This is a genomic window from Curtobacterium sp. TC1 (assembly GCF_019844075.1).
GTDB lineage: Bacteria > Actinomycetota > Actinomycetes > Actinomycetales > Microbacteriaceae > Curtobacterium.
In genome coordinates, this window is sequence record NZ_CP081964.1 from 2,287,486 (window position 1) to 2,307,613 (window position 20,128).

The window sequence follows — 20,128 nt, forward strand, 5'->3', positions numbered from 1 at the left end:
GTTGATCGACACGTGATTCGTCGGAAGGTGCACACGCATCGGTTGCGTGCGCATCGGCCGACAGAACACGAGGAGATCGACGCGTGGAACGTCGCAAGATGCGAACGCATGCGGTCCGGGAGGCGCGGCGCCGCTCCCCCGCGGAGGTCCCGTCCGGCACCCGGCGGGTCAGACCTCGCTGAACGGCTCGGCGTCGTCGAGCCGGACCCGCAGCGTCGGTGCCGCCCGACGCCGGTTGCCGCCCTTGAGCACCCGGCGGGTCGACGAGCGTCGGATCACCTCGGCCTTCAGGGTCGCCGCGACCTCGGCGCCGTGGGCGTACGGGAACCGCACGATCGCCCGGACCGTGCCGGGCAGGGCATCGTCCTCCACCGGGACCGGACCGAGGACCGGACCGGCGGTCGCCCCCTCGAGGGCCTCGACCGCGGCGGTCACGGCCTCGTCGGTGCCGGTCATCGTCGCGACGCGGACCGCCGGCGGGAAGTGCAGTTCGCGGCGGTCGGTGAGTTCGTCGTGCGCCGGGCCGTCGAGCCGCCACAGGGCCATCGCGGTCGCGAGCTTGCCGCCGATGCCGACCAGGTAGGCCTCGGCCCCGGGAGCGCCCTTCGCGGCGGCGTTGGTCCAGAACCGGAGCACGTCCTCCTGCACGCGGAGCCCTTCGCGCGCGAGCATCTTCTCGCCGTCGAGCAGCAGTACGCACGCGTACCCACCGGGCACGCTCGGCTCGGCACCACGGGTCGCGACGACGACGGACGGTCTCGCCGGGACCTCGTCGAGCGGGCGTGAGCCGTCGGCCACCACGATCCGGGTACCGGGGAACGCCCGCCCGAGTTCGTCCGCGGTGCGTTGGGCGCCCTGCCCCACGGGCTTCACGGTGCCGTTGCCGCACGTCGGGCAGCGGAAGCCGACCGCGAGTGCACCGCAGAAGCGGCACTGCGGGGTGGCACCGCGGTGCGGACTGCCGAGCGGGCCGCCGCAGATCCGGCAGTGCGCCCGTTCGCCGCACTCGGCGCAGACGAGTCCGGTGCCGAACCCGGGGCTCGCGACCTGCACGAGCACCGGGCCGTGCTGGCTGGCCTCGCGCGCCGCACGCCAGGCGGAGCTCGGGATGCGTGCCTGTGCGGCGTACCCCTCTGCCGAGGTCTGCTGGACGGTCGGGATGACCTTCGGGGTCTTCACCCGGAACGGCGTGACGTCCTGCAGCCAGTGGAGTTCGACGAGCCGCTGCACGTCGGTGCTGCGGGCGTGCGAGACGAACAGCAGGGCAGCACCAGACTGCGCAGCGCGCACCAGCGCGACGTCGCGCGTGTGCACGTACGGGGCACGCTGCTCGATGAACGAGGCGTCGCCGTCGTCCCACATCGCGATGAGCCCGAGGTCGGTGGCCGGCGCGTACACCGCCGTGCGGTTGCCGATGGCGACGACGGGGTGCGTGCGCGCCTGCAGCAGGGCCTTCGCCCGTTGCCCGTTCGTCTGCTTGGCGTCGAAGCGCACGACGCGTTCCGGTGGCAGCACCGCGAGCAGGGCGCGTTCGAGGTCGATGACGTCGCGGAAGTCCGGGACGGCGATGACGGCGGACTGCTCGGCCGCGAGGGTGTGGGCGGCCGCCTGGGCGAGCGTCGCGGCCCACCCGGGAACCCAGACGGGGTCCGCGTCGCCATCGCCGTCGCCCTCTTCGCCGGAGGGCCCGGGCAGCGCCACGGGGTGCGGCACGGCGGCCACCGCAGCGCGGTCGTGCTCCGCGATCAGCCCTTCGAGCATGCCCTCGGCGTAGCCGGTCACCGGCGGGGCGGACACCGGCGGCGGCGACCACGAGGGGTCGCGCGCCAGCCAGGCCTTCTCGGCCCGGACCTGCCGTGTCGGCACGGCCAGGCGGAGGACGTCGGACGCCACACCGGCGGCGCGGTCGGCCACGGCGCGGGCGAGCTTCCAGATCTCCGGCGCGAGGACCGGGACGGGTGACACCAGGGTCTCGATCGCGCTGAGCTCGCCCGGGTAGTCGCCCTCGTCGACGATCTCGACGACGTAGCCGTCGGACATCCGGGCCCCGGTTCGGAGCGGGACCTTCACGCGGACCCCCGGCACGCAGTCGTCCTCGAGCTCGGCCGGCACTCGGTAGTCGAACAGACGGTCCAACTGCGGGAGCGGCGAGTCGAGGACGACGCGCGCGACGGTGGTCACGCGGTGCCTCAGACGGCGGCGGTCAGGAGCCCTGCGGCGGCGCGGAGCTCCTCGACGCGGTCGAGCTGCTCCCAGGTGAACCCGGGCAGTTCGCGACCGAAGTGCCCGTAGGTCGCGGTCTGCGCGTAGACCGGACGGAGCAGGTCGAGGTCGCGGATGATCGCGGCCGGACGCAGGTCGAAGACCTGGCGGATCGCGGCTTCGATCGTGGCGTCGTCGACGTGCCCGGTGCCGAACGTCTCGACGTAGAGCCCGACGGGCTTGGCGCGACCGATCGCGTAGGCGACCTGCACCTCGAGCCGGTCGGCGAGCCCCGCGGCGACCGCGTTCTTCGCGACCCAGCGGAGGGCGTACGCAGCCGAACGGTCGACCTTCGACGGGTCCTTGCCGCTGAACGCGCCGCCGCCGTGACGGGAGGCCCCGCCGTACGTGTCGACGATGACCTTGCGGCCGGTGAGTCCGGCATCGCCCTGCGGGCCGCCGATCTCGAAGCGGCCGGTCGGGTTCACGATGACGTCGACGTGCGACGAGTCCAGGTCGACGAGGTCGAGCACCGGACGGATCACGTGCTCGGTGATCGCCGCGGTGAGCTCGTCGAGCGTGACGCTCGGCGAGTGCTGCGTGGAGAGCACGACGGTCTCGACGGTCTTCGGCACGACGCCGTCGTAGCCGATGGTGACCTGCGTCTTGCCGTCCGGGCGCAGGAACGACAGCTCGCCGGACTTGCGGACGGCGGCCAGCCGCTCGGCCAGGCGGTGTGCCAGCCAGATCGCGACCGGCATGTACTCGGGGGTCTCGTTCGTCGCGAAGCCGAACATGATGCCCTGGTCCCCGGCGCCCTGGCGGTCGAGCGGGTCGACGGCGCCGGTGCGGGAGTCGAGCGACTCGTCGACGCCCTGCGCGATGTCCGGCGACTGCGCGCCGATCGACACCTCGACGCCGCACGTGGCGCCGTCGAAGGAGACGTCCGACGAGTTGTAGCCGATGCCCGTGATGACGTCACGGACGAGCTTGGGGATCTCGACGTAGCCCGAGGTCGTGACCTCGCCCGCGACGTGCACGAGGCCGGTCGTCACCATCGTCTCGACGGCGACCCGAGCGTTCGGGTCCACCGTGAGCAGCGCGTCGAGGACGCTGTCCGAGATCTGGTCGCAGATCTTGTCGGGGTGCCCCTCGGTCACCGACTCGGAGGTGAAGAGGCGCAGAGCAGCTGCAGTCACCGGGATCAGTCGGAGGGCTGCTGCTGCTTGGTGACGGTGAGCTTGTCCTCGTTGATCTCGTGCAGAGCCACGGACAGCGGCTTGTCGTCGATCGTCGAGTCGACGAGCGGGCCGACGTTGTCGAAGAGCGAGCCCTCGTGCAGGTCGGCGTAGTAGTCGTTGATCTGGCGCGCGCGCTTGGAAGCGAAGATGACGAGCGCGTACTTCGACTCGACCTTGCTGAGCAGGTCGTCGATGGGCGGGTCGATGATGCCCTGGGGGTTGGCCATGGAGTCTCCTCGTCGTCGGTGCACCCGTCAGGGCGCAGAGAACAAGTCTACGACCTGTCGTGCCGCGGTGCCGACATCGGAGTTCACGATGCGGACGTCGAACTCGTCCTGGGCGGCCAGTTCGACCTTCGCGGTGTCGAGTCGACGCGCCTGTTCCTCGGGCGACTCGGTACCGCGGCCGATCAGCCGGCGCACCAGTTCTTCCCACGTCGGGGGCAGCAGGAACACGAGGACGGCCTCGGGCATGGCGTCACGGACCTGACGAGCACCCTGCAGGTCGATCTCGAGCATGACCCGCTCGCCGGCGTCGAGCGCGCGGTCGATCGGCGGCCGCGGGGTGCCGTACCGGTACGAGTTGTGCACCGTGGCCCACTCGAGCAGCTCGCGTTCGCGGATCATCCGGTCGAACTCGGCGTCGTCGACGAAGTAGTAGTGCACGCCGTCGACCTCGCCCGGGCGGGGCTTGCGGGTCGTGGCGGAGACGCTGAGGTTGACGTCGGGGTACTGCTCGCGGATGTACGCGCTCACCGTGCCCTTGCCGACGGCCGTCGGTCCGGCGAGCACCACGAGCTTCGACGCACCGCGCTTGCGACCGCGAGCGGCGAGCCAGTCGGCCAGGGCCGTGCGCTGCCTGCTGCCGAGGCCCCCGAGACGCTTCGAGGGCGCGATGCGCAGCAATCCCATGATCGACTCGGCACGGGCCGGGCCGATGCCGGGCAGGCTGACGAGCAGGTCGCGGACGCGGAGCGAGCGTTCCGCCGAGGTCGTCTCGACCAGGGCGTCGTCCCACGCCGAGCGTGCGACCTCGAGCGCCGACCGCTCCTCCGACGCGATCGCGGCCTTCACAGCGGCTCGGGCGCGTCGCGCGGCGACCGCGGCCTGGGCGGCCGCGACACGGTCGACCTCCGGTGGGGTGCGGTGGGCCGGCTGGTCGCCACGGTCCGTGCCGTCAGCGGTCATGCCGCTGCTCCGAGTGCGGCGACGATGCGGTCGGCGCGGTCGGCGACGAGCGCTGCGACCCCGTCCGGACCGTCGGTCAGCAGACCCCGCGACTCGCTCACGAGCACCTGCTCGGCACGCGAGCCGTACAACGCGCGGAGGTCCTCGATCCGGGCCCCCTGGGCACCGAAGCCCGGGGCGAGCACCGGTGCGGTGCCGATCGCGTCCGCGTCGATGCCGAAGTCGTCGAGGTGAAGGGTCGCGCCGAGCACGAGCCCGACGTCGCCCAGGGCCTGGTCGCCCACGGACCGGTTGTCGTCTGCCACGTCCAAGACGATACCGGCCGCGACCGTCCGGCCGGTACGCGGTCCCTCCGCCAGCACCGCGGTCTGCAGCACCCGGGCCTCGGGGTTGCTCGTCGCGGCGAGCACGAAGACCCCGGCACCGTTCCGGCGCGCGACGTCGATCGTGCCCCGGAGCGAGCCGTACCCCAGGTACGGCGACACCGTCATGGCGTCGGCCGCGAACGGCCCGTCACGGTTCAGCCACGCCAGCGCGTAGTCGTCACCGGTGGTCCCGATGTCGCCCCGCTTCACGTCGGCGACGACCAGGAGGCCCGCATCGCGTGCCCGACGGATCGTCGCGTCGAGCGCACGGTAGCCCGCCACCCCGGCCGCCTCGAAGAAGGCGATCTGCGGCTTCACGATCGCCGCGCGGCCGGCGGCCGCGTCGACCAGGGCCGCGCCGAAGGCGGTCAGCCCCTGCTCGTCGCGGCCGAGCCCCCACGCCGCCAGAGTGGTGGCGTGGGGGTCGATGCCGACGCAGAGCGGTGAACGCTCGCCGATCGCGGACGCGAGCCGATCGCCGAAGGAGGCCGGGCCTCCCGACCGTCCGTCGCTCACCAGGTCGCGCGCTCCCGCGCGTAGTCCTGCAGACTGCGGACGTTGAGCGGCGTGCCGATCGTCTCGATCGCCGCGACCGCCGCACCGATCTGCGCGATCGTCGTGAACAACGGCTTGTCCGCGGCGACCGTGGCCGCACGGATCTCGTACCCGTCCGCACGACCGGCGGCACCCGACGGCGTGTTGATGACGATGTCGACCTCGTTGCGCGTCAGCAGGTCGACGACGCTCTCGCCGCCCTGGCTGTACTTGCCGACGATGCCGACCTCGATGCCGTTGCGACGGAGGATCTCCGCCGTGCCCTCGGTCGCGATGATCGTGAAGCCGAGCTGCTGCAGACGGTGCACCGGCAGCACGATGGCGCGCTTGTCGGTGTCCGCGACGCTCACGAAGACCGTGCCGCTGGTCGGCAGCCCGCCGTACGCGGCGTCCTGCGACTTGAGGAACGCCCGTGGGAAGTCACGGTCGATGCCCATGACCTCGCCGGTGGAGCGCATCTCGGGGCTGAGCACCGAGTCGACGACCTGGCCCTCGCGGGTGCGGAAGCGGCGGAAGGGCAGCACGGCCTCCTTGACGGCGACCGGGGCCTCCATCGGGACGAACGCCCCGTCGCGGGCCGGCAGCATGCCCTCGGCGACGAGCTCGTCGACGCTGGTGCCGGTCATGATGCGGGACGCGGCCTTCGCCAGCGGGATGCCGAGCGCCTTCGAGACGAACGGGACCGTGCGGCTGGCGCGCGGGTTCGCCTCGAGGACGTAGAGCACACCGGCACCGATGGCGAACTGGACGTTGAGCAGGCCCTGCACGCCGATGCCGCGGGCGATCTTCTCGGTCGCGTCGACGACGCCCTGGATCTCGGCGCGGCCGAGGCCGACCGGGGGCAGCGTGCACGCGGAGTCGCCGGAGTGGATGCCCGCTTCTTCCAGGTGCTCCATGATGCCGCCGATGTAGAGCCGCTCGCCGTCGAAGAGCGCGTCGACGTCGATCTCCACCGCGTCGTCCAGGAACCGGTCGACGAGGAGCGGGAGCTCCGGGCCGATGATCGCCTGGTCTGCCATGCGGTCGAAGTAGTCGGCGAGCGACGGGGAGTCGTACAGGATCTCCATGCCGCGGCCGCCGAGCACGAAGGACGGGCGGACGAGGACCGGGTAGCCGATCTCCTCGGCCACCGCGGTCGCACTCGCCAGGTCGTGGGCGGTGCCGTTGCGCGGTGCGAGCAGCCCCGCGGCGTCGAGGATGGCGGAGAACTGCCCGCGCTCCTCGGCCGAGTCGATCGCCGTCGGGCTGGTCCCGAGGATCGGGATCCCCGCGGCCTCGAGCGGCTTCGCCAGGCCCAGGGCGGTCTGGCCGCCGAGCTGCACGACGACGCCGACCAGCTCCCCCGATGCCGCCTCGGCCTCGATGACCTCGAGGACGTCCTCGGCCGTGAGCGGCTCGAAGTACAGGCGGTCCGAGGTGTCGTAGTCGGTGGAGACCGTCTCGGGGTTGCAGTTGATCATGATCGTCTCGAACCCGGCGTCGCTCAGCGCGAACGACGCGTGCACGCACGAGTAGTCGAACTCGACGCCCTGACCGATGCGGTTCGGGCCGGACCCCAGGATGACGACCTTCTTGCGGTTGCTCGCGGCCACCTCGGTCTCGGCGTCGTACGACGAGTAGTGGTACGGCGTCAGGGCCGGGAACTCGCCGGCACAGGTGTCGACGGTCTTGAAGACGGGGCGGATGCCGAGGGCGTGCCGCTCGTCGCGGACCTGCTGCTCGCTGACGGGGTGCTCGGGGGTGCTGCGGAGCGCCGCGATCTGGGTGTCGCTGAAACCGTGCTCCTTGGCCCAGCGGACGGTGTCCGCGTCAAGCTCCTCGGCGGCAGCGACCTCGGCCGCGACCTCGTTGATGAGCACGATCTGGTCGATGAACCACGGGTCGATCTTCGTGGCCTCGAAGACCTCGTCCGCGGTGGCGCCGGCGACCAGGGCCTGCTGCACCGTGACGATCCGGCCGTCGGTGGGGACGGAGGACTTCGCGAGCAGGGCGTCCTTGTCGAGTTCCGCCGCCGGCGTGTCCCAGTGGAAGCTCGACCCGCGCTTCTCGAGCGAGCGCAGCGACTTCTGCAGTGCCGTCGCGTAGTTGCGGCCGATGGCCATCGCCTCGCCGACGCTCTTCATCGTCGTGGTGAGCGTGGCGTCCGCCGCGGGGAACTTCTCGAACGCGAAGCGCGGGGTCTTCACGACGACGTAGTCGAGCGTCGGCTCGAAGCTGGCCGGCGTGACCTTCGTGATGTCGTTCTGGATCTCGTCCAAGCGGTACCCGATGGCGAGCTTCGCGGCGATCTTCGCGATCGGGAAGCCCGTGGCCTTCGACGCCAGGGCCGACGAGCGGGAGACACGCGGGTTCATCTCGATGACGATCAGGCGGCCGTTCGACGGGTCGACGGCGAACTGGATGTTGCAGCCACCGGTGTCGACGCCGACGCGACGGATGATGTCGATGCCGATGTTGCGCATGTTCTGGTACTCGCGGTCGGTGAGCGTGAGCGCCGGAGCGACGGTGATCGAGTCGCCGGTGTGGACCCCGACCGGGTCGACGTTCTCGATCGAGCAGATGACGACGGTGTTGTCGTAGTTGTCGCGCATCAGCTCGAGCTCGTACTCCTTCCAGCCGAGGATCGACTCCTCGAGCAGGACCTCGGTCGTCGGGCTGGACTGCAGCCCGTCACCGACGAAGCGGACGAGTTCGGCCTCGTCGTACGCGAAGCCCGAACCGAGACCGCCCATGGTGAACGAGGGGCGGACGACCAGCGGGTAGCCGAGGTCCTTCGCGAACTCCTTCGCCTCTTCCAGCGTGTGGGCGATGTGGCTGCGGGCCACGTCGGCGCCGGACTCGAGCACGAGCTCCTTGAAGAGCTGGCGGTCCTCACCACGCTGGATCGCCTCGACCTTGGCGCCGATGAGCTCGACGCCGTGCTTCGCGAGGATGCCGGCCTCGTCGAGCGCGATCGCCGCGTTCAGGGCGGTCTGACCGCCCAGCGTCGGCAGGACGGCGTCCGGCTTCTCGATGCGGATGATCTCCTCGAGGCACGCGTTCGTGATCGGCTCGATGTAGGTCGCGTCGGCGAAGTCGGGGTCGGTCATGATCGTCGCCGGGTTCGGGTTGACGAGGATGACCCGGACGCCCTCGGCACGGAGGACGCGGCACGCCTGGGTGCCGGAGTAGTCGAACTCGGCGGCCTGACCGATGACGATCGGGCCGGACCCGATGACGAGGACGGAGTTGATGTCTGCGCGCTTGGGCATCAGTTCGCTTCCTTGGTGATGTCTGCTGCGGGAGTGGTCGCGTCGGCGGTGGCCGCGTCGAGCGGCTCCCCGTCACGTCGCGCGCGCACCAGGTCCGCGAACCGGTCGAAGAGGTACATGCTGTCGTGCGGACCGGCGGCGGCCTCGGGGTGGTACTGCACGCTGAACGCGGGGACGTCGAGCGCACGCAGGCCCTCGACCACGTCGTCGTTCAGCGAGTAGTGCGAGACCTCCACGCGGCCGAAGCCGGCCGGCGACTCGAGGACCTGCCCCAGGGGCGCGTCGACCGCGAAGCCGTGGTTCTGGCTCGTGATCTCGACCTTGCCCGTGGTGGTGTCGAGCACCGGCTGGTTGATGCCGCGGTGACCGAAGGGCAGCTTGTAGGTGCCGAAGCCGAGCGCGCGGCCGAGCAGCTGGTTGCCGAAGCAGATGCCGAAGAACGGGCGCCCGGTCCGCAGGCTCTCCTGCAGCAGTTCGACCTGGGCGTCCGACGCGGCCGGATCCCCTGGGCCGTTCGAGTAGAAGAGCGCGTCCGGTGCCAGGGCTTCCAGGTCGGCGGCGCTGATGTCCTGCGGCACCACGTGCACCTCGAACCCGCGCTGGGCGAGGTAGCGGGTGGTCGATGCCTTCACGCCCAGGTCGAGCACGGCCAGCCGGCCGATCTGCTCGCCCTCGGCCGGCACCACGTACGTCTCGGGGGTGGACACGATCGCCGAGAAGCTCGCACCCGCCATCGTGGCCTGCGACCGGACGGCGTCCAGCTGCTCCGACTCCGGCAGCGCCGCGTCGGCACCGCTGAAGACGCCGCCCTTCATGGCCCCGGCGTCGCGGATCCGGCGCGTCAGGGCGCGGGTGTCGATCCCGGAGATGCCGACGATGCCGTCACGCACGAGGTGGTCGTCGAGCGACGCGTTCGCGCGGTGGTTCGACACCACGCGGCTGGGGTCGCGCACCACGTACCCGGCGACCCAGATGCGACGGGACTCGGGGTCCTCGTCGTTCACACCGGTGTTGCCGATGTGCGGCGCGGTCTGCACCACGATCTGGCCGGCGTAGGAGGGGTCGGTCAGCGTCTCCTGGTACCCGGTCATGCCGGTCGCGAAGACCACCTCGCCGAGCGTGCGCCCACGGGCGCCGTAGGCCCAGCCGTCGTACCGGGTGCCGTCTTCGAGGACCAGGACGGCCCGTTCGCGTGTCATGCTTTCTTCCCTTCGCCCGCGGTTCGCGGGGCATCGGCCGCAGTCGCCTGCGGCCCGGTCTCGGTCAGTCCCTGCAGGGCGAGCAGCGCGGCTGCGTCGCCCTCCGGGAACCGGAAGTACGTGTCGAGGTCCGTCGCACCTGCGGCGCCGGTCGCCGTCCATCGCAGACGGACCAGTCCCCCGGGCTCGACGACCCGGTCGATCGCCCACGTCGAGCGGTCGGCACCGCGGACCGCAGCACGTTCGATCCACCGGTCGTCCGCCCCGGCGAGTCGCAGGACCACACCGGTCTCGTGGACGGTCACGCCACCGCGGCCCCGGAACCCGAGTCCGCCGGCGGTGATGCGTTCCAGCGGCTGGTCGGCGCGGGTCGTCGCGACGGAGAAGCCGTCCCAGGACCCGGCCGCCGGTCCGACCGTGGTCGGGACGGGGACGGGAGGCACGGCTTCCGCCTGCTTCCTGGTCCGCGTCCGCCAGGTGCGCGCCATGGCGACGAACAGCGCGGCGACCGCGAGCAGGATCACCCCGCCGAGCAGCCAGCGCGCGGCGTCGCCGCTCATGCGCGCGCCCCCGTCCGGAGCGCCGCGGCGTGCGCGGCCACGGTGTCGGCGTCCACCAGGCGGCCGTCGAGCACCGTCGGCGCGCCCAGGTGGAACGTCGCGACGACCCGGCCGGGCAGGGTCATGCCGAGGTACGGCGAGTTCTGCGACTGTCCGGCGAGGTCGGCGACCGCGAACTCGCGGCTGGCCGACGGGTCGTAGAGCGTGATCTCGGCGGGTGCGCCCTCGGCGAGTCGCTGGCCGTGGCCCTCCACCTGGCCGATCCGGGCGGGCGCCTCGGACAGGACCCGTGCGACGTCGGCCCAGTCGAGCTGGCCCGACGCGACGACGGCGGACTGCACGACGCTGAGCGCCGACTCGAGGCCGACCATGCCGTTCGCCGCCGCCGGCCACTCGCAGCACTTCGCCTCGGCGGTGTGCGGTGCGTGGTCGGTCGCGACGATGTCGATGGTGCCGTCGGCCAGGGCCGCGCGCAGGGCGTCGACGTCCTCGCGGGCGCGGAGCGGCGGGTTCACCTTGTAGCGGGCGTCGTACCCGGGGGCGCCGTGGTGCCCGGCGATGAGGTCCTCGGTGAGCACGAGGTGGTGCGGCGTGACCTCGGCGGTGACGTCGATGCCGCGGGACTTGGCCCAGCGGATCACCTCGACGCTGCCGGCGGTCGACACGTGGCAGACGTGCAGTCGTGCGCCCACGTGGTCGGCGAGCAGGACGTCACGGGCGATGATCGCCTCCTCCGCCACGGCCGGCCAGCCCGCGAGCCCGAGCTCCGAGGACAGCCGGCCCTCGTTCATCTGCGCGCCGATGGTCAGGCGGGGTTCCTGCGCGTGCTGCGCGAGCACACCGCCGAAGCCCTTGATGTACTCGAGCGCGCGACGCATGAGCAGCGGGTCGGCGACGCAGGAACCGTCGTCCGAGAACACCCGGACCTTCGCCCGCGAGGTCGCCATGGCACCGATCTCGGACAGGTGCGTGCCCTGCAGCCCCTGCGACACCGCGCCGATCGGGCGGACGGTGACGTAGCCGGCGTCGTCGCCGAGCGCCTGGACCTGCTCGACGACACCGGCGGTGTCGGCGACCGGGCTCGAGTTCGCCATCGCGTTCACGGCGGTGAAGCCACCGGCCGCGGCGGCGCGCGAACCCGTCAGGACCGTCTCGGACTCCTCGTGCCCGGGCTCGCGCAGGTGGGTGTGCAGGTCGACGAGGCCGGGCAGGGCGATGAGCCCGTCGGCGTCGACGACCGTCGCGCCGCCCGCGTCCACACCGGACCCGACCGCCGTGATGCGGCCGTCCTGCAGACGGATGTCGGCGCGCGAGCCGTCGACCAGCTGCGCGCCGCGGATCAGGTGAGCGGTCATGCGGCTGACTCCTTCGCTTCGGTGGTGGTCGCGTCACTGCCGGTCAGGGCCAGGTAGAGGACCGCCATGCGGACCGAGACGCCGTTCTCGACCTGCTCGACCACCGTCGAGCGCGGGTCGTCGGCCGCGATGCCCGCGATCTCCAGCCCGCGGTTCATCGGACCGGGGTGCATGATCAGCGTGCGCTCCGACAGTCGCGCGAACCGCGCAGCCGTCAGGCCCCAGTGCCGCGTGTACTCGCGCGGGTTCGGGAAGAACGCGTCGTTCATCCGCTCCTGCTGGATGCGGAGCGTCATCACGACGTCCGGGTCCTCGGCCAGTGCGGCGTCGAGGTCGTGGTGCACGGCCGCCCCGAACGGCGTCGTCGTCGCGGGCAGCAGCGTCGGCGGCGCAGCGAAGGTCACGCTCGCCCCGAGGGTCCGGAGCAGCCACGCGTTCGACCGGGCGACGCGGCTGTGCAGCACGTCGCCGACGATCAGGACCCGGACGCCGTCGAGGCCCTGTCCGCGCGACCCCGCACCGTGCAGGCGGCGGCGCATGGTGAAGGCGTCGAGCAGCGCCTGCGTCGGGTGCTCGTGCGTCCCGTCGCCGGCGTTCACCACGGGGACGTCGATCCAGTCGGCGTCGGCGAGCACGCGCGGGGCACCGGACGAGCCGTGCCGCATCACGATCCCGTCGATGCCCATGGCGCCGAGGGTCTGCACGGTGTCCTTCAGGGACTCGCCCTTGGAGACGCTCGAGCCCTTGGCCGCGAAGTTGATGACGTCGGCCGACAGGCGCTTCGCCGCGGCCTCGAACGAGATGCGCGTGCGCGTCGAGTCCTCGAAGAACAGGTTCACGACGGTCTTGCCGCGCAGCGCCGGGAGCTTCCGGACCTCGCGCGTGTTGACCTCGGCCATCTCCTCGGCGACGTCGAGGATGTGCACGGCCTGGTCGCGCGACAGGTCGGCGGTGGAGAGCAGGTGCCGCATCACGCCACCCCCTGCTCGATGAACACGGTGTCGTCGCCGTCGGTCTCGGACAGGTGCAGGGTGACCCGCTCGTCGGACGCGGTCGGCAGGTTCTTCCCGACGTGGTCGGCGCGGATCGGCAGCTCGCGGTGGCCGCGGTCGACGAGCACGGCGAGCCGGACGGCACGCGGGCGGCCGATCCCCTGCAGGGCGTCGAGCGCTGCCCGGACCGTGCGGCCCGAGTACAGGACGTCGTCGACGAGCACGACGACCTTGCCGTCGATGCCGCCGGCGGGGATGACGGTGCGGTGCGGTGCGCGGCCGATGCCGTGGCCGAGGTCGTCGCGGTGCATCGTGACGTCGAGCGTGCCGACACGCTCGGTCCCGATGCCGCCGGCGGCCGAGGCCCACTCCGGCTCGATGTCGGCCAGGATCCGGCCGAGCCGTTCCGCCAGGACCGCGCCGCGGGTCGGGATCCCCAGGAGCACGAGGTCCGAGCCGCCGTGGTTGGCCTCGAGGATCTCGTGTGCGATGCGCGTCAGAGCGCGCGTGATGTCGGGTTGCTGCAGGACCGTTCTGGTACCCACGTCGACCCCCTTCCCCGCCTCACTGGACGGCATTAAAGGATGCTGACGGGGACAAGCCTAGCGGGACTCCTGGTCCCCTGCGACCGTCCGACCGGACGGTGCACGGCCGCCGGCGACAGCTCCGAGGACACCGTTCACGAAGCCCGCGGAGTCCTCGGTCGAGAGCGACTGGGCGAGCTCGACGGCCTCGGCGATCGCGACCGCGTCGGGCACCTCCGGGTTGAACCGGAGCTCCCAGACGGCCATCCGCAGGATGCAGCGGTCGAGGACCGGCATCCGGGCGATCGACCACCCCTGGGCGTGGTCGACGATGACGGAGTCGATCTCGTGACGGGCGTCGTCGACACCCGTCACGATCTGCCGCGCGTAGTCCCAGCTCGAGGCGCGCTCGGGCTGGTCCAGGTGGCGGACCGTCTCGGTGGCCAGCACGTCCGCGATCGGGAGCTCACGCACCTCCGCCACGTACAGCATGTCGAGGGCGCGCTTGCGGGCCTTCGAACGAGCACTCATACGGACGTCGCCTAGGAGTTGACGCGGCCGAGGAAGCTGCCGTCGCGCGTGTCGATCTTCACCGTGGTACCGCTCTCGAGGTAGAGCGGAACCTGGATGCGGTGACCGGTCGCGATGATGGTCGCGTCCTTGGTGCCACCGGAGGAACGGTCGCCCTGCAGGCCCGGCTCGGTCTCGACCTCGGTCACGATCGACGTCGGGAGCTCGACGTAGAGCGGGTTGCCCTCGTTCATCGCGATGGTGACCATCGCGGACTCGAGCAGGTAGTTCTTCGCGTCGCCGACGACCGTCGCCGAGACCGGGATCTGGTCGTAGGTGTCGGTGTCCATGAACACGTACGAGTCGCCGTCCTCGTAGAGGAACTGGTAGTCACGGCGGTCGACCACGGCGGTGTCGATCTTCGCGCCGGCGTTGAAGGTGCGGTCGACGACCTTGCCGGAGACGACGTTCTTCAGCTTGGTGCGGACGAACGCGCCACCCTTGCCGGGCTTGACGTGCTGGAACTCCACGACCGACCACAGCTGGCCGTCGATGATGAGAACGGCGCCGTTCTTGATGTCAGTGGTACTGGCCATGAGTCTTCGGTGTCCCGTTCGGTCGTGTTGTGAAAGGTCTTCGGGCCGCGCTCGGCCCCGGACGAGTGTAGCGGACGCCCGCCCGTCGCCATCAGCGTCGCCGTCGGGCGCGCCAGGCGTCGATCGCCGCCCAGCCGAGCAGCACCACGGCCGCTCCCCCGAGCAGGGCTCCGGCGACCCCGGTCGAGATCGCCGCGTCGGGTCGGGCGGGCAGCGCCAGGTACACGATCGCCAGGATGCCGGCACCGGCTCCGAGCAGCACGAGCAGGATGCGCCGGACCATGCCGGACACGAGCTCCCGGTCGCGGCGGTCCGCGAACAGCCGGATGTTCACGGTGAACTTGCCGGTCTCGATCGCCTCGCCGATCCGGTCGACCCGGCGCGGCAGCCGTCGTGCCGCGGAGACGACACCGATGAGTTCCTTGGCTGCCAGGTCGCGGAGCTTGCCGGGGCGCAACTGGTCGGTGATCTGCTCACGGGCGAGCCCGCGGGACTCCTCGAGCAGGTCGAACGACGGTGCGAGCGTCCGGAGGGTGCCCTCGAAGATCGCCAGGGCCCGCGCGGCGGCGACGAAGTCCGGCGGCGGCTTGAGCCGGTAGCGCCCGAAGACCTCGACCGCGTCGTCCACGGTCTCGACCCCGATGCGGGCGCCCGGTCCGAGCTCGTCGGCGACGAAGCGCGCGATGTCCCGACGGAAGTCGGGCTCGTCGTGCGCGTCGCGCACCGGTGCCATCCGCAGGACCGCATCGGCGATCCGTGACGTGTCGTCCTGCAGGTAGGCGACCAGCAGGTCCTGGACCGTGTCCCTGAGGGTCGGGTCGAGCCTCCCGACCGATCCGAAGTCGATCAACGCGGGCCGCCCGTCGGGCAGCACCAGGACGTTCCCCGGGTGCAGGTCGGCGTGGTACAGGCCGTCGAAGACGACCTGGCGCAGGAACGCGCGCAGGATCGCGCGCATCGGGCCGTCCAGGTCGCGGTCCGCGCGCTCGGCGCGGATCGCGCTGAGCGTGTCGCCCTCCAGGAACTCCATCACGAGCACGCGGCGTCCGGACAGCTCGGGGTACGGGTCCGGGAACCGGACCTCGTCGGGACGGGCGCTGCGTGCCTGCGCCGCACGCAGCGCGGTGAGGTTCCGCAGCTCGGAGACGAAGTCGACCTGGCGGACCAGGTCGTCGGCGTACTGCGCGGCCACGTCCTGCACGCCGACCTGCCGGGCCTCGGTCGACCACCGCGCCAGGAAGCGGACGACGCGGAGCGCGATGTCGACGTCACGACGCACCGCGGCGTCGATCCCGGGCCGCTGCACCTTGACCGCGACCGCGGTGCCGTCGGGCAGGCGGGCGCGGTGGACCTGGGCGATCGAGGCCGCCGCGACGGGCACCGGGTCGAAGGAGGCGAACACCTGGTCGACCGGGGCGCCGAGCTCCCGTTCGAGCAGGGCGAGCACCTGGTCGGCGGGAGCGGCGGTGACGTTGCGCTGCAGGTGCGCGAGTCCCTCGGTCCACTCCTCGGGGAGCAGGTCGTCGCGCGTGGACAGCAGTTGCCCCATCTTCACGAACCCGCCGCCGGCCTCCTCGAGCGCACGCCGCAGGTGCTCGGCCTGGCTTCGTCGCAGGTCGGAGGTGGCGGGGTCGTGCGAGAAGTCGAGGCGGCGGAACGGCACGAGGCGGTGGCGCCGGGCGATCGACAGGAGTTCGGTGAACCGGCGGCCGCGGGACCGGAGGGTGCCGGTGTCGGCCTCCTGCGAGCCGGACAGGTCGCTCAGGCGGGGTGGGTTGGGCACGTCGTCAGTCTGCTCCCCGCTGCTGGGTCCGCCGGGTGGACGCGTCCTCCTGCACAGGCCGGGAGGCGCGGTCCGGCATCCACAGATCGCCTCGCGTGTCGCGTCGGGTTGCGCCCACTGCCGCAGGCTCTCCCCATGGAGACAGCACTGGTCGCGGCGTGCATCGCCGCCGGCGCAGCGATCGTGGCGGCGGTCGTCAGCTGGTTCGCGGCGTTCCAGAGCCGACGGACGACCGATCGAGAGCACGCCTGGAAGCGGTTCACGTGGTCGATCGCCCAGCCACGAGGGGGCTGTGCATACGACATTTCGAGGACTGTGCTCCGGGAACTCGAAACCGTACGGTGGTGGTCGAAGGCGGACCGACGGCTCGCCGCTCGTGCACTCCGGAGGCGAACCGTCGCCGATCACGTCCCCCTGAGGAAGAGGAGCCCACCTGATGCCGATCTTGCGACCCTTGCCGGATGCGCCAGACGTGGACGCGGACGACGACGTGCTCTTCGCGTGGGACAACGGTGCCACGATCGCGGAGTTCCGGGAATGGCAGCGGACCGGCGTCCTCACCGTGTCGATGCAGGTCAAGTGGTGGTGGCGACGGACGCGGCGGGTGTTGCGCTGACGCCGGGCGGTTGGGTGTTCACGACCAGCACGCGCCGCTGCCCGACGTGGGCGTGCGCGTCGCGGAGCCAGTCAGGGACGCCGATGCACATCCCCGCCGAGGTCGAGGACTTCACCCAGCAGGTCGCGCCGGAGCTGCAGCGCCGTGGGCTGCACCGGACCGACTACACCGGGGAGCACCTGCGCGACCACCTGGGGGTGCGGAAGTGCTAGACGCCGACCTCTTGGTACGCGGTGAAGAGCAGGTGGTCCTCCGGCCCCTCGAGGACCACCGGCTTGCCGACCCCGTCGAGGATGATGAACCGGAGCATGCCGGCACGGGCCTTCTTGTCGCGGCGCATCGCGGCGAGGAGCCCCTGCCACCGGCCGATCCCGTACGACGTCGGCAGGTCCAGGGAGTCCAGGATCGCCCGGTGCCGGTCCACGGTCGCGTCGTCGAGGTGCCCCGTCAGACGTGCGAGCTCCGCGGCGAAGACCATGCCGACCGACACCGCAGCACCGTGGCGCCACTGGTACCGCTCCGCGTGCTCGATGGCGTGTCCGAGCGTGTGGCCGTAGTTCAGGATCTCGCGACGACCCTGCTCGGTGAAGTCGTCCGACACGACCTCGGCCTTCAGGGCGATGGCGAGTTCGACCACCCGGCGGAACTCCGGCGTCGTCGGGTCCGTGACGCGGTCGACGTCCGCCTCGACGATGTCGAGGATCTCCGGCACGGCGATGAACCCGGCCTTCACGATCTCGGCGAAACCGGTCAGGATCTCGTTGCGCGGCAGGGTCCGGACGAGGTCGAGGTCGGCCACGACCGCGCGGGGGGCGGAGAAGGCGCCGACCAGGTTCTTGCCCTCGTTCGTGTTGATGCCGGTCTTCCCGCCCACGCTGGCGTCCACCATGCCGAGCACGCTCGTCGGCACCGACACGTACGGCACGCCGCGCAGCCAGGTCGCGGCGACGAAGCCGGCCAGGTCGGTGACTGCGCCGCCGCCGAGGCCGATGACCGCGTCGGTGCGGGTGAAGTCGGACTGGCCCATGATCTGCCAGCAGAACGACGCGACCTCGATGCGCTTGGCGCCCTCGGCGTCGGGGACCTCGGCGATGAGGGCTTCGAGGCCGGCGTCGACGAGCAGGTCGCGCAGGTCGTTCGCCCGCGCACCGAGGGTCGGGGCGTGCACGATCAGGACCTTGGCGACGCGAGGGCCGAGGATCGCGGGGAGCGAGCCGAGCAGGCCCGAGCCGACCGCCACCACGTAGCCGTCGTCACCGCCGACGCGGATCTCGGTGGTCCCTGCAGGCAGGATCGGGTCGGTCACGGTGCTCCTTCGGTGGTGGTGCTGGTGTCGTCGCTGCTGTCGCTGCTGTCGCTGCTGTCGCTGCGCAGCCAGGTGACGACCTCGTCGACGACCCGGGACATCGGACGGCGCGAGGTGTCGACCACGACGTGCGCGAGTTCGGCGTAGGTCGCCGCGCGCTCGTCCATGATCGTCTGCCAGGCGTCGATCCCGCCGCTGGCGAGCAGCGGCCGGTCCGAGCCGGCGATCCGCTCGGCGACGGCCTCGGGCGAGACGGTGAGCAGGACGATGCGGGCACCGGACAGTGCCTCGCGGGTGGCGGCGTGCGTCACGGCTCCCCCGCCGACGGCGATGACGCCCCCGGTGCCGAGTGCGGTGCGGACCGCATCGGCCTCGAGGGCGCGGAAGGCGGGTTCACCGCGGTCAGCGAAGATGCCGGGGATGGGCCCGTGCTCGCGGACGATCACCCGGTCGGTGTCGGTGAACGGCACCCCCAGCGCCTTGGCGACGCGCTTGCCGACGCTGGACTTGCCGGCTCCCATCGGGCCGATCACGACGACGGGCGCAGCTGGACCCCGCGCCGCGCCGCCGGATGCAGCGTCGCGGGGTGCTGGGCCGCCGGTCGCAGCACCGCCGCCGCGCGCGGTCACGACGCGTCGGCCGGTGCCGACGGCTCCGTCCGACGGGTGCGGAGCGTCTCCGGGATCGACGCGAGGTAGGCGTCGAGGTTGCGCTTGGTCTCGACGACGTTGTCGCCGCCGAACTTCTCGAGCACGGCATCGGCGAGCACGAGGGCCACCATCGCCTCGGCCACGACGCCGGCGGCCGGGACCGCGCAGACGTCGGAACGCTGGTGGTGCGCTGAGGCGTCTTCGCCCGACACGACGTCGACGGTGTGCAGCGCGTGCGGCACGGTCGCGATCGGCTTCATGCCGGCACGGACCCGCAGGACGGTCCCCGTGGACATGCCGCCCTCGGTGCCACCGGCCCGGTCGCTCGTGCGGTAGATCTCGCCGTCTTCACGGTAGAGCTCGTCGTGGGCGGCGGAGCCGCGACGACCGGCGGTCGCGAAGCCGTCACCGACCTCGACGCCCTTGATCGCCTGGATGCCCATGATGGCGGCGGCCAGACGCGCGTCGAGCCGTCGGTCCCACTGCACGTGCGAGCCGAGCCCCGGCGGGACGCCGTAGAACAGGACCTCGACGACGCCACCGAGGGTGTCGCCGTCCTTCTTCGCGGCCTCGACCTCGGTCACCATGCGGGCCGAGGTGTCCGCGTCGAAGCACCGCAACTGGTCGTCGTCGAGACGGTCGACGTCGTCGGGCAGCGGCAGGTCGGTGCCGTCCGGCACGCGGACCGTACCGACCTGCAGGGTGTGCGCCACCGACCGCATGCCGAGTTCGGCGAGGAAGGACTTGGCGACGGCGCCGAGTGCGACGCGGGCCGCGGTCTCACGGGCGCTCGCGCGCTCGAGGATCGGGCGGGCTTCGTCGAAGCCGTACTTCTGCATGCCGACCAGGTCCGCGTGGCCCGGGCGGGGGCGCGTCAGCGGGGCGCTGCGGCCGCGCGACATCTCGGTGGACTCGACCGGCTCGGGGTTCATGACCTCGACCCACTTCGGCCACTCGGTGTTGCCGATCCGGATCGCGATCGGGCTGCCGAGCGAGTACCCGTGCCGGACACCGCCGGACACGTGCAGCTCGTCCTGTTCGAACTTCATGCGCGAGCCACGACCGTAGCCGAGCTTGCGGCGCGCGAGATCGGTGCGGATGGACTCGAACGACACCGGGACACCCGCGGGCAGGCCCTCGAGCATCGCGATCAGTTCGGGTCCGTGGGACTCACCAGCAGTCAACCAACGAAGCATGCTGCAATCCTCCCACAGCGCACCGACGTGCGACGTCGCC

General features: G+C 71.7%; 19 protein-coding genes. 2 read left to right on the forward strand and 17 right to left on the reverse strand.

What is annotated here, in order from left to right:
- Positions 1-168 precede the first annotated feature (168 nt).
- The 14 genes from KZI27_RS11935 to KZI27_RS12000 all read right to left on the reverse strand — a co-directional run bounded on the left by KZI27_RS11935 (position 169) and on the right by KZI27_RS12000 (position 16,320).
- Positions 169-2,181, reverse strand: a complete 2,013-nt coding sequence (locus KZI27_RS11935) for a primosomal protein N' (RefSeq protein ID WP_222657805.1) — start codon at positions 2,179-2,181, stop codon at positions 169-171.
- An 8-nt stretch (positions 2,182-2,189) separates the two neighbouring features.
- A complete protein-coding gene (metK, locus tag KZI27_RS11940; protein ID WP_222657806.1) occupies positions 2,190-3,401 on the reverse strand; it encodes a methionine adenosyltransferase in 1,212 nt (403 codons plus the stop codon).
- Positions 3,402-3,406: 5 nt separating this feature from the next.
- Positions 3,407-3,670 (reverse strand): DNA-directed RNA polymerase subunit omega, encoded by a 264-nt coding sequence (gene rpoZ, locus KZI27_RS11945; RefSeq protein ID WP_114849971.1) that lies wholly within the window; start codon positions 3,668-3,670, stop codon positions 3,407-3,409.
- A 27-nt stretch (positions 3,671-3,697) separates the two neighbouring features.
- Complete coding sequence (gene gmk / locus KZI27_RS11950) at positions 3,698-4,630, reverse strand: guanylate kinase (protein WP_222657807.1); 933 nt, start codon at positions 4,628-4,630, stop codon at positions 3,698-3,700.
- Complete coding sequence (gene pyrF, locus KZI27_RS11955; protein ID WP_261783881.1) at positions 4,627-5,511, reverse strand: orotidine-5'-phosphate decarboxylase; 885 nt, start codon at positions 5,509-5,511, stop codon at positions 4,627-4,629. The genes gmk and pyrF overlap by 4 nt, the downstream gene beginning before the upstream one ends.
- Positions 5,508-8,801, reverse strand: a complete 3,294-nt coding sequence (carB, locus tag KZI27_RS11960; RefSeq protein WP_222657808.1) for a carbamoyl-phosphate synthase large subunit — start codon at positions 8,799-8,801, stop codon at positions 5,508-5,510. The genes pyrF and carB overlap by 4 nt, the downstream gene beginning before the upstream one ends.
- On the reverse strand, positions 8,801-10,000 hold the full coding sequence (carA, locus tag KZI27_RS11965; protein WP_222657809.1) for a glutamine-hydrolyzing carbamoyl-phosphate synthase small subunit: 1,200 nt from the start codon (positions 9,998-10,000) through the stop codon (positions 8,801-8,803). Before carA ends, carB begins: the two co-directional genes overlap by 1 nt.
- Positions 9,997-10,560 (reverse strand): hypothetical protein, encoded by a 564-nt coding sequence (locus KZI27_RS11970; protein WP_222657810.1) that lies wholly within the window; start codon positions 10,558-10,560, stop codon positions 9,997-9,999. Before KZI27_RS11970 ends, carA begins: the two co-directional genes overlap by 4 nt.
- The gene (locus KZI27_RS11975; protein ID WP_222657811.1) at positions 10,557-11,915 is read right to left on the reverse strand and encodes a dihydroorotase; all 1,359 of its coding nucleotides are present in this window, start codon (positions 11,913-11,915) and stop codon (positions 10,557-10,559) included. The genes KZI27_RS11970 and KZI27_RS11975 overlap by 4 nt, the downstream gene beginning before the upstream one ends.
- Entirely contained in the window at positions 11,912-12,886 is a 975-nt protein-coding gene (locus tag KZI27_RS11980) for an aspartate carbamoyltransferase catalytic subunit (protein ID WP_222657812.1), read from the reverse strand. The genes KZI27_RS11975 and KZI27_RS11980 overlap by 4 nt, the downstream gene beginning before the upstream one ends.
- Positions 12,886-13,485, reverse strand: a complete 600-nt coding sequence (pyrR, locus tag KZI27_RS11985) for a bifunctional pyr operon transcriptional regulator/uracil phosphoribosyltransferase PyrR (protein WP_123312441.1) — start codon at positions 13,483-13,485, stop codon at positions 12,886-12,888. Before pyrR ends, KZI27_RS11980 begins: the two co-directional genes overlap by 1 nt.
- Before the next feature lie 24 nt (positions 13,486-13,509).
- Positions 13,510-13,962 carry a transcription antitermination factor NusB gene (nusB, locus tag KZI27_RS11990; protein ID WP_027465744.1) on the reverse strand — a complete coding sequence of 151 codons (453 nt, stop codon included), beginning with the start codon at positions 13,960-13,962 and terminating at the stop codon, positions 13,510-13,512.
- An 11-nt stretch (positions 13,963-13,973) separates the two neighbouring features.
- Entirely contained in the window at positions 13,974-14,537 is a 564-nt protein-coding gene (gene efp / locus KZI27_RS11995; RefSeq protein WP_111083909.1) for an elongation factor P, read from the reverse strand.
- 91 nt (positions 14,538-14,628) lie between these two features.
- A complete protein-coding gene (locus KZI27_RS12000; protein ID WP_222657813.1) occupies positions 14,629-16,320 on the reverse strand; it encodes an ABC1 kinase family protein in 1,692 nt (563 codons plus the stop codon).
- A 436-nt stretch (positions 16,321-16,756) separates the two neighbouring features.
- On the opposite strand from KZI27_RS12000, the gene KZI27_RS12005 reads away from it, so the two are divergent.
- Together KZI27_RS12005 and KZI27_RS20270 are read left to right on the forward strand one after the other, a co-directional pair.
- A complete protein-coding gene (locus KZI27_RS12005) occupies positions 16,757-16,936 on the forward strand; it encodes a hypothetical protein (RefSeq protein ID WP_222657814.1) in 180 nt (59 codons plus the stop codon).
- Between the two features lie 83 nt (positions 16,937-17,019).
- Complete coding sequence (locus tag KZI27_RS20270; RefSeq protein ID WP_261783882.1) at positions 17,020-17,148, forward strand: hypothetical protein; 129 nt, start codon at positions 17,020-17,022, stop codon at positions 17,146-17,148.
- Here the strand turns inward: KZI27_RS20270 and aroB are convergent.
- The 3 genes from aroB to aroC form a co-directional block, all read right to left on the reverse strand.
- A complete protein-coding gene (aroB, locus tag KZI27_RS12010) occupies positions 17,145-18,242 on the reverse strand; it encodes a 3-dehydroquinate synthase (protein ID WP_222657815.1) in 1,098 nt (365 codons plus the stop codon). The two genes, KZI27_RS20270 and aroB, sit on opposite strands and share 4 nt — an antisense overlap.
- Complete coding sequence (locus KZI27_RS12015) at positions 18,239-18,775, reverse strand: shikimate kinase (RefSeq protein ID WP_410004034.1); 537 nt, start codon at positions 18,773-18,775, stop codon at positions 18,239-18,241. The genes aroB and KZI27_RS12015 overlap by 4 nt, the downstream gene beginning before the upstream one ends.
- Positions 18,776-18,867: 92 nt before the next feature.
- Positions 18,868-20,088, reverse strand: a complete 1,221-nt coding sequence (gene aroC / locus KZI27_RS12020; RefSeq protein WP_222657816.1) for a chorismate synthase — start codon at positions 20,086-20,088, stop codon at positions 18,868-18,870.
- Positions 20,089-20,128 lie beyond the last annotated feature (40 nt).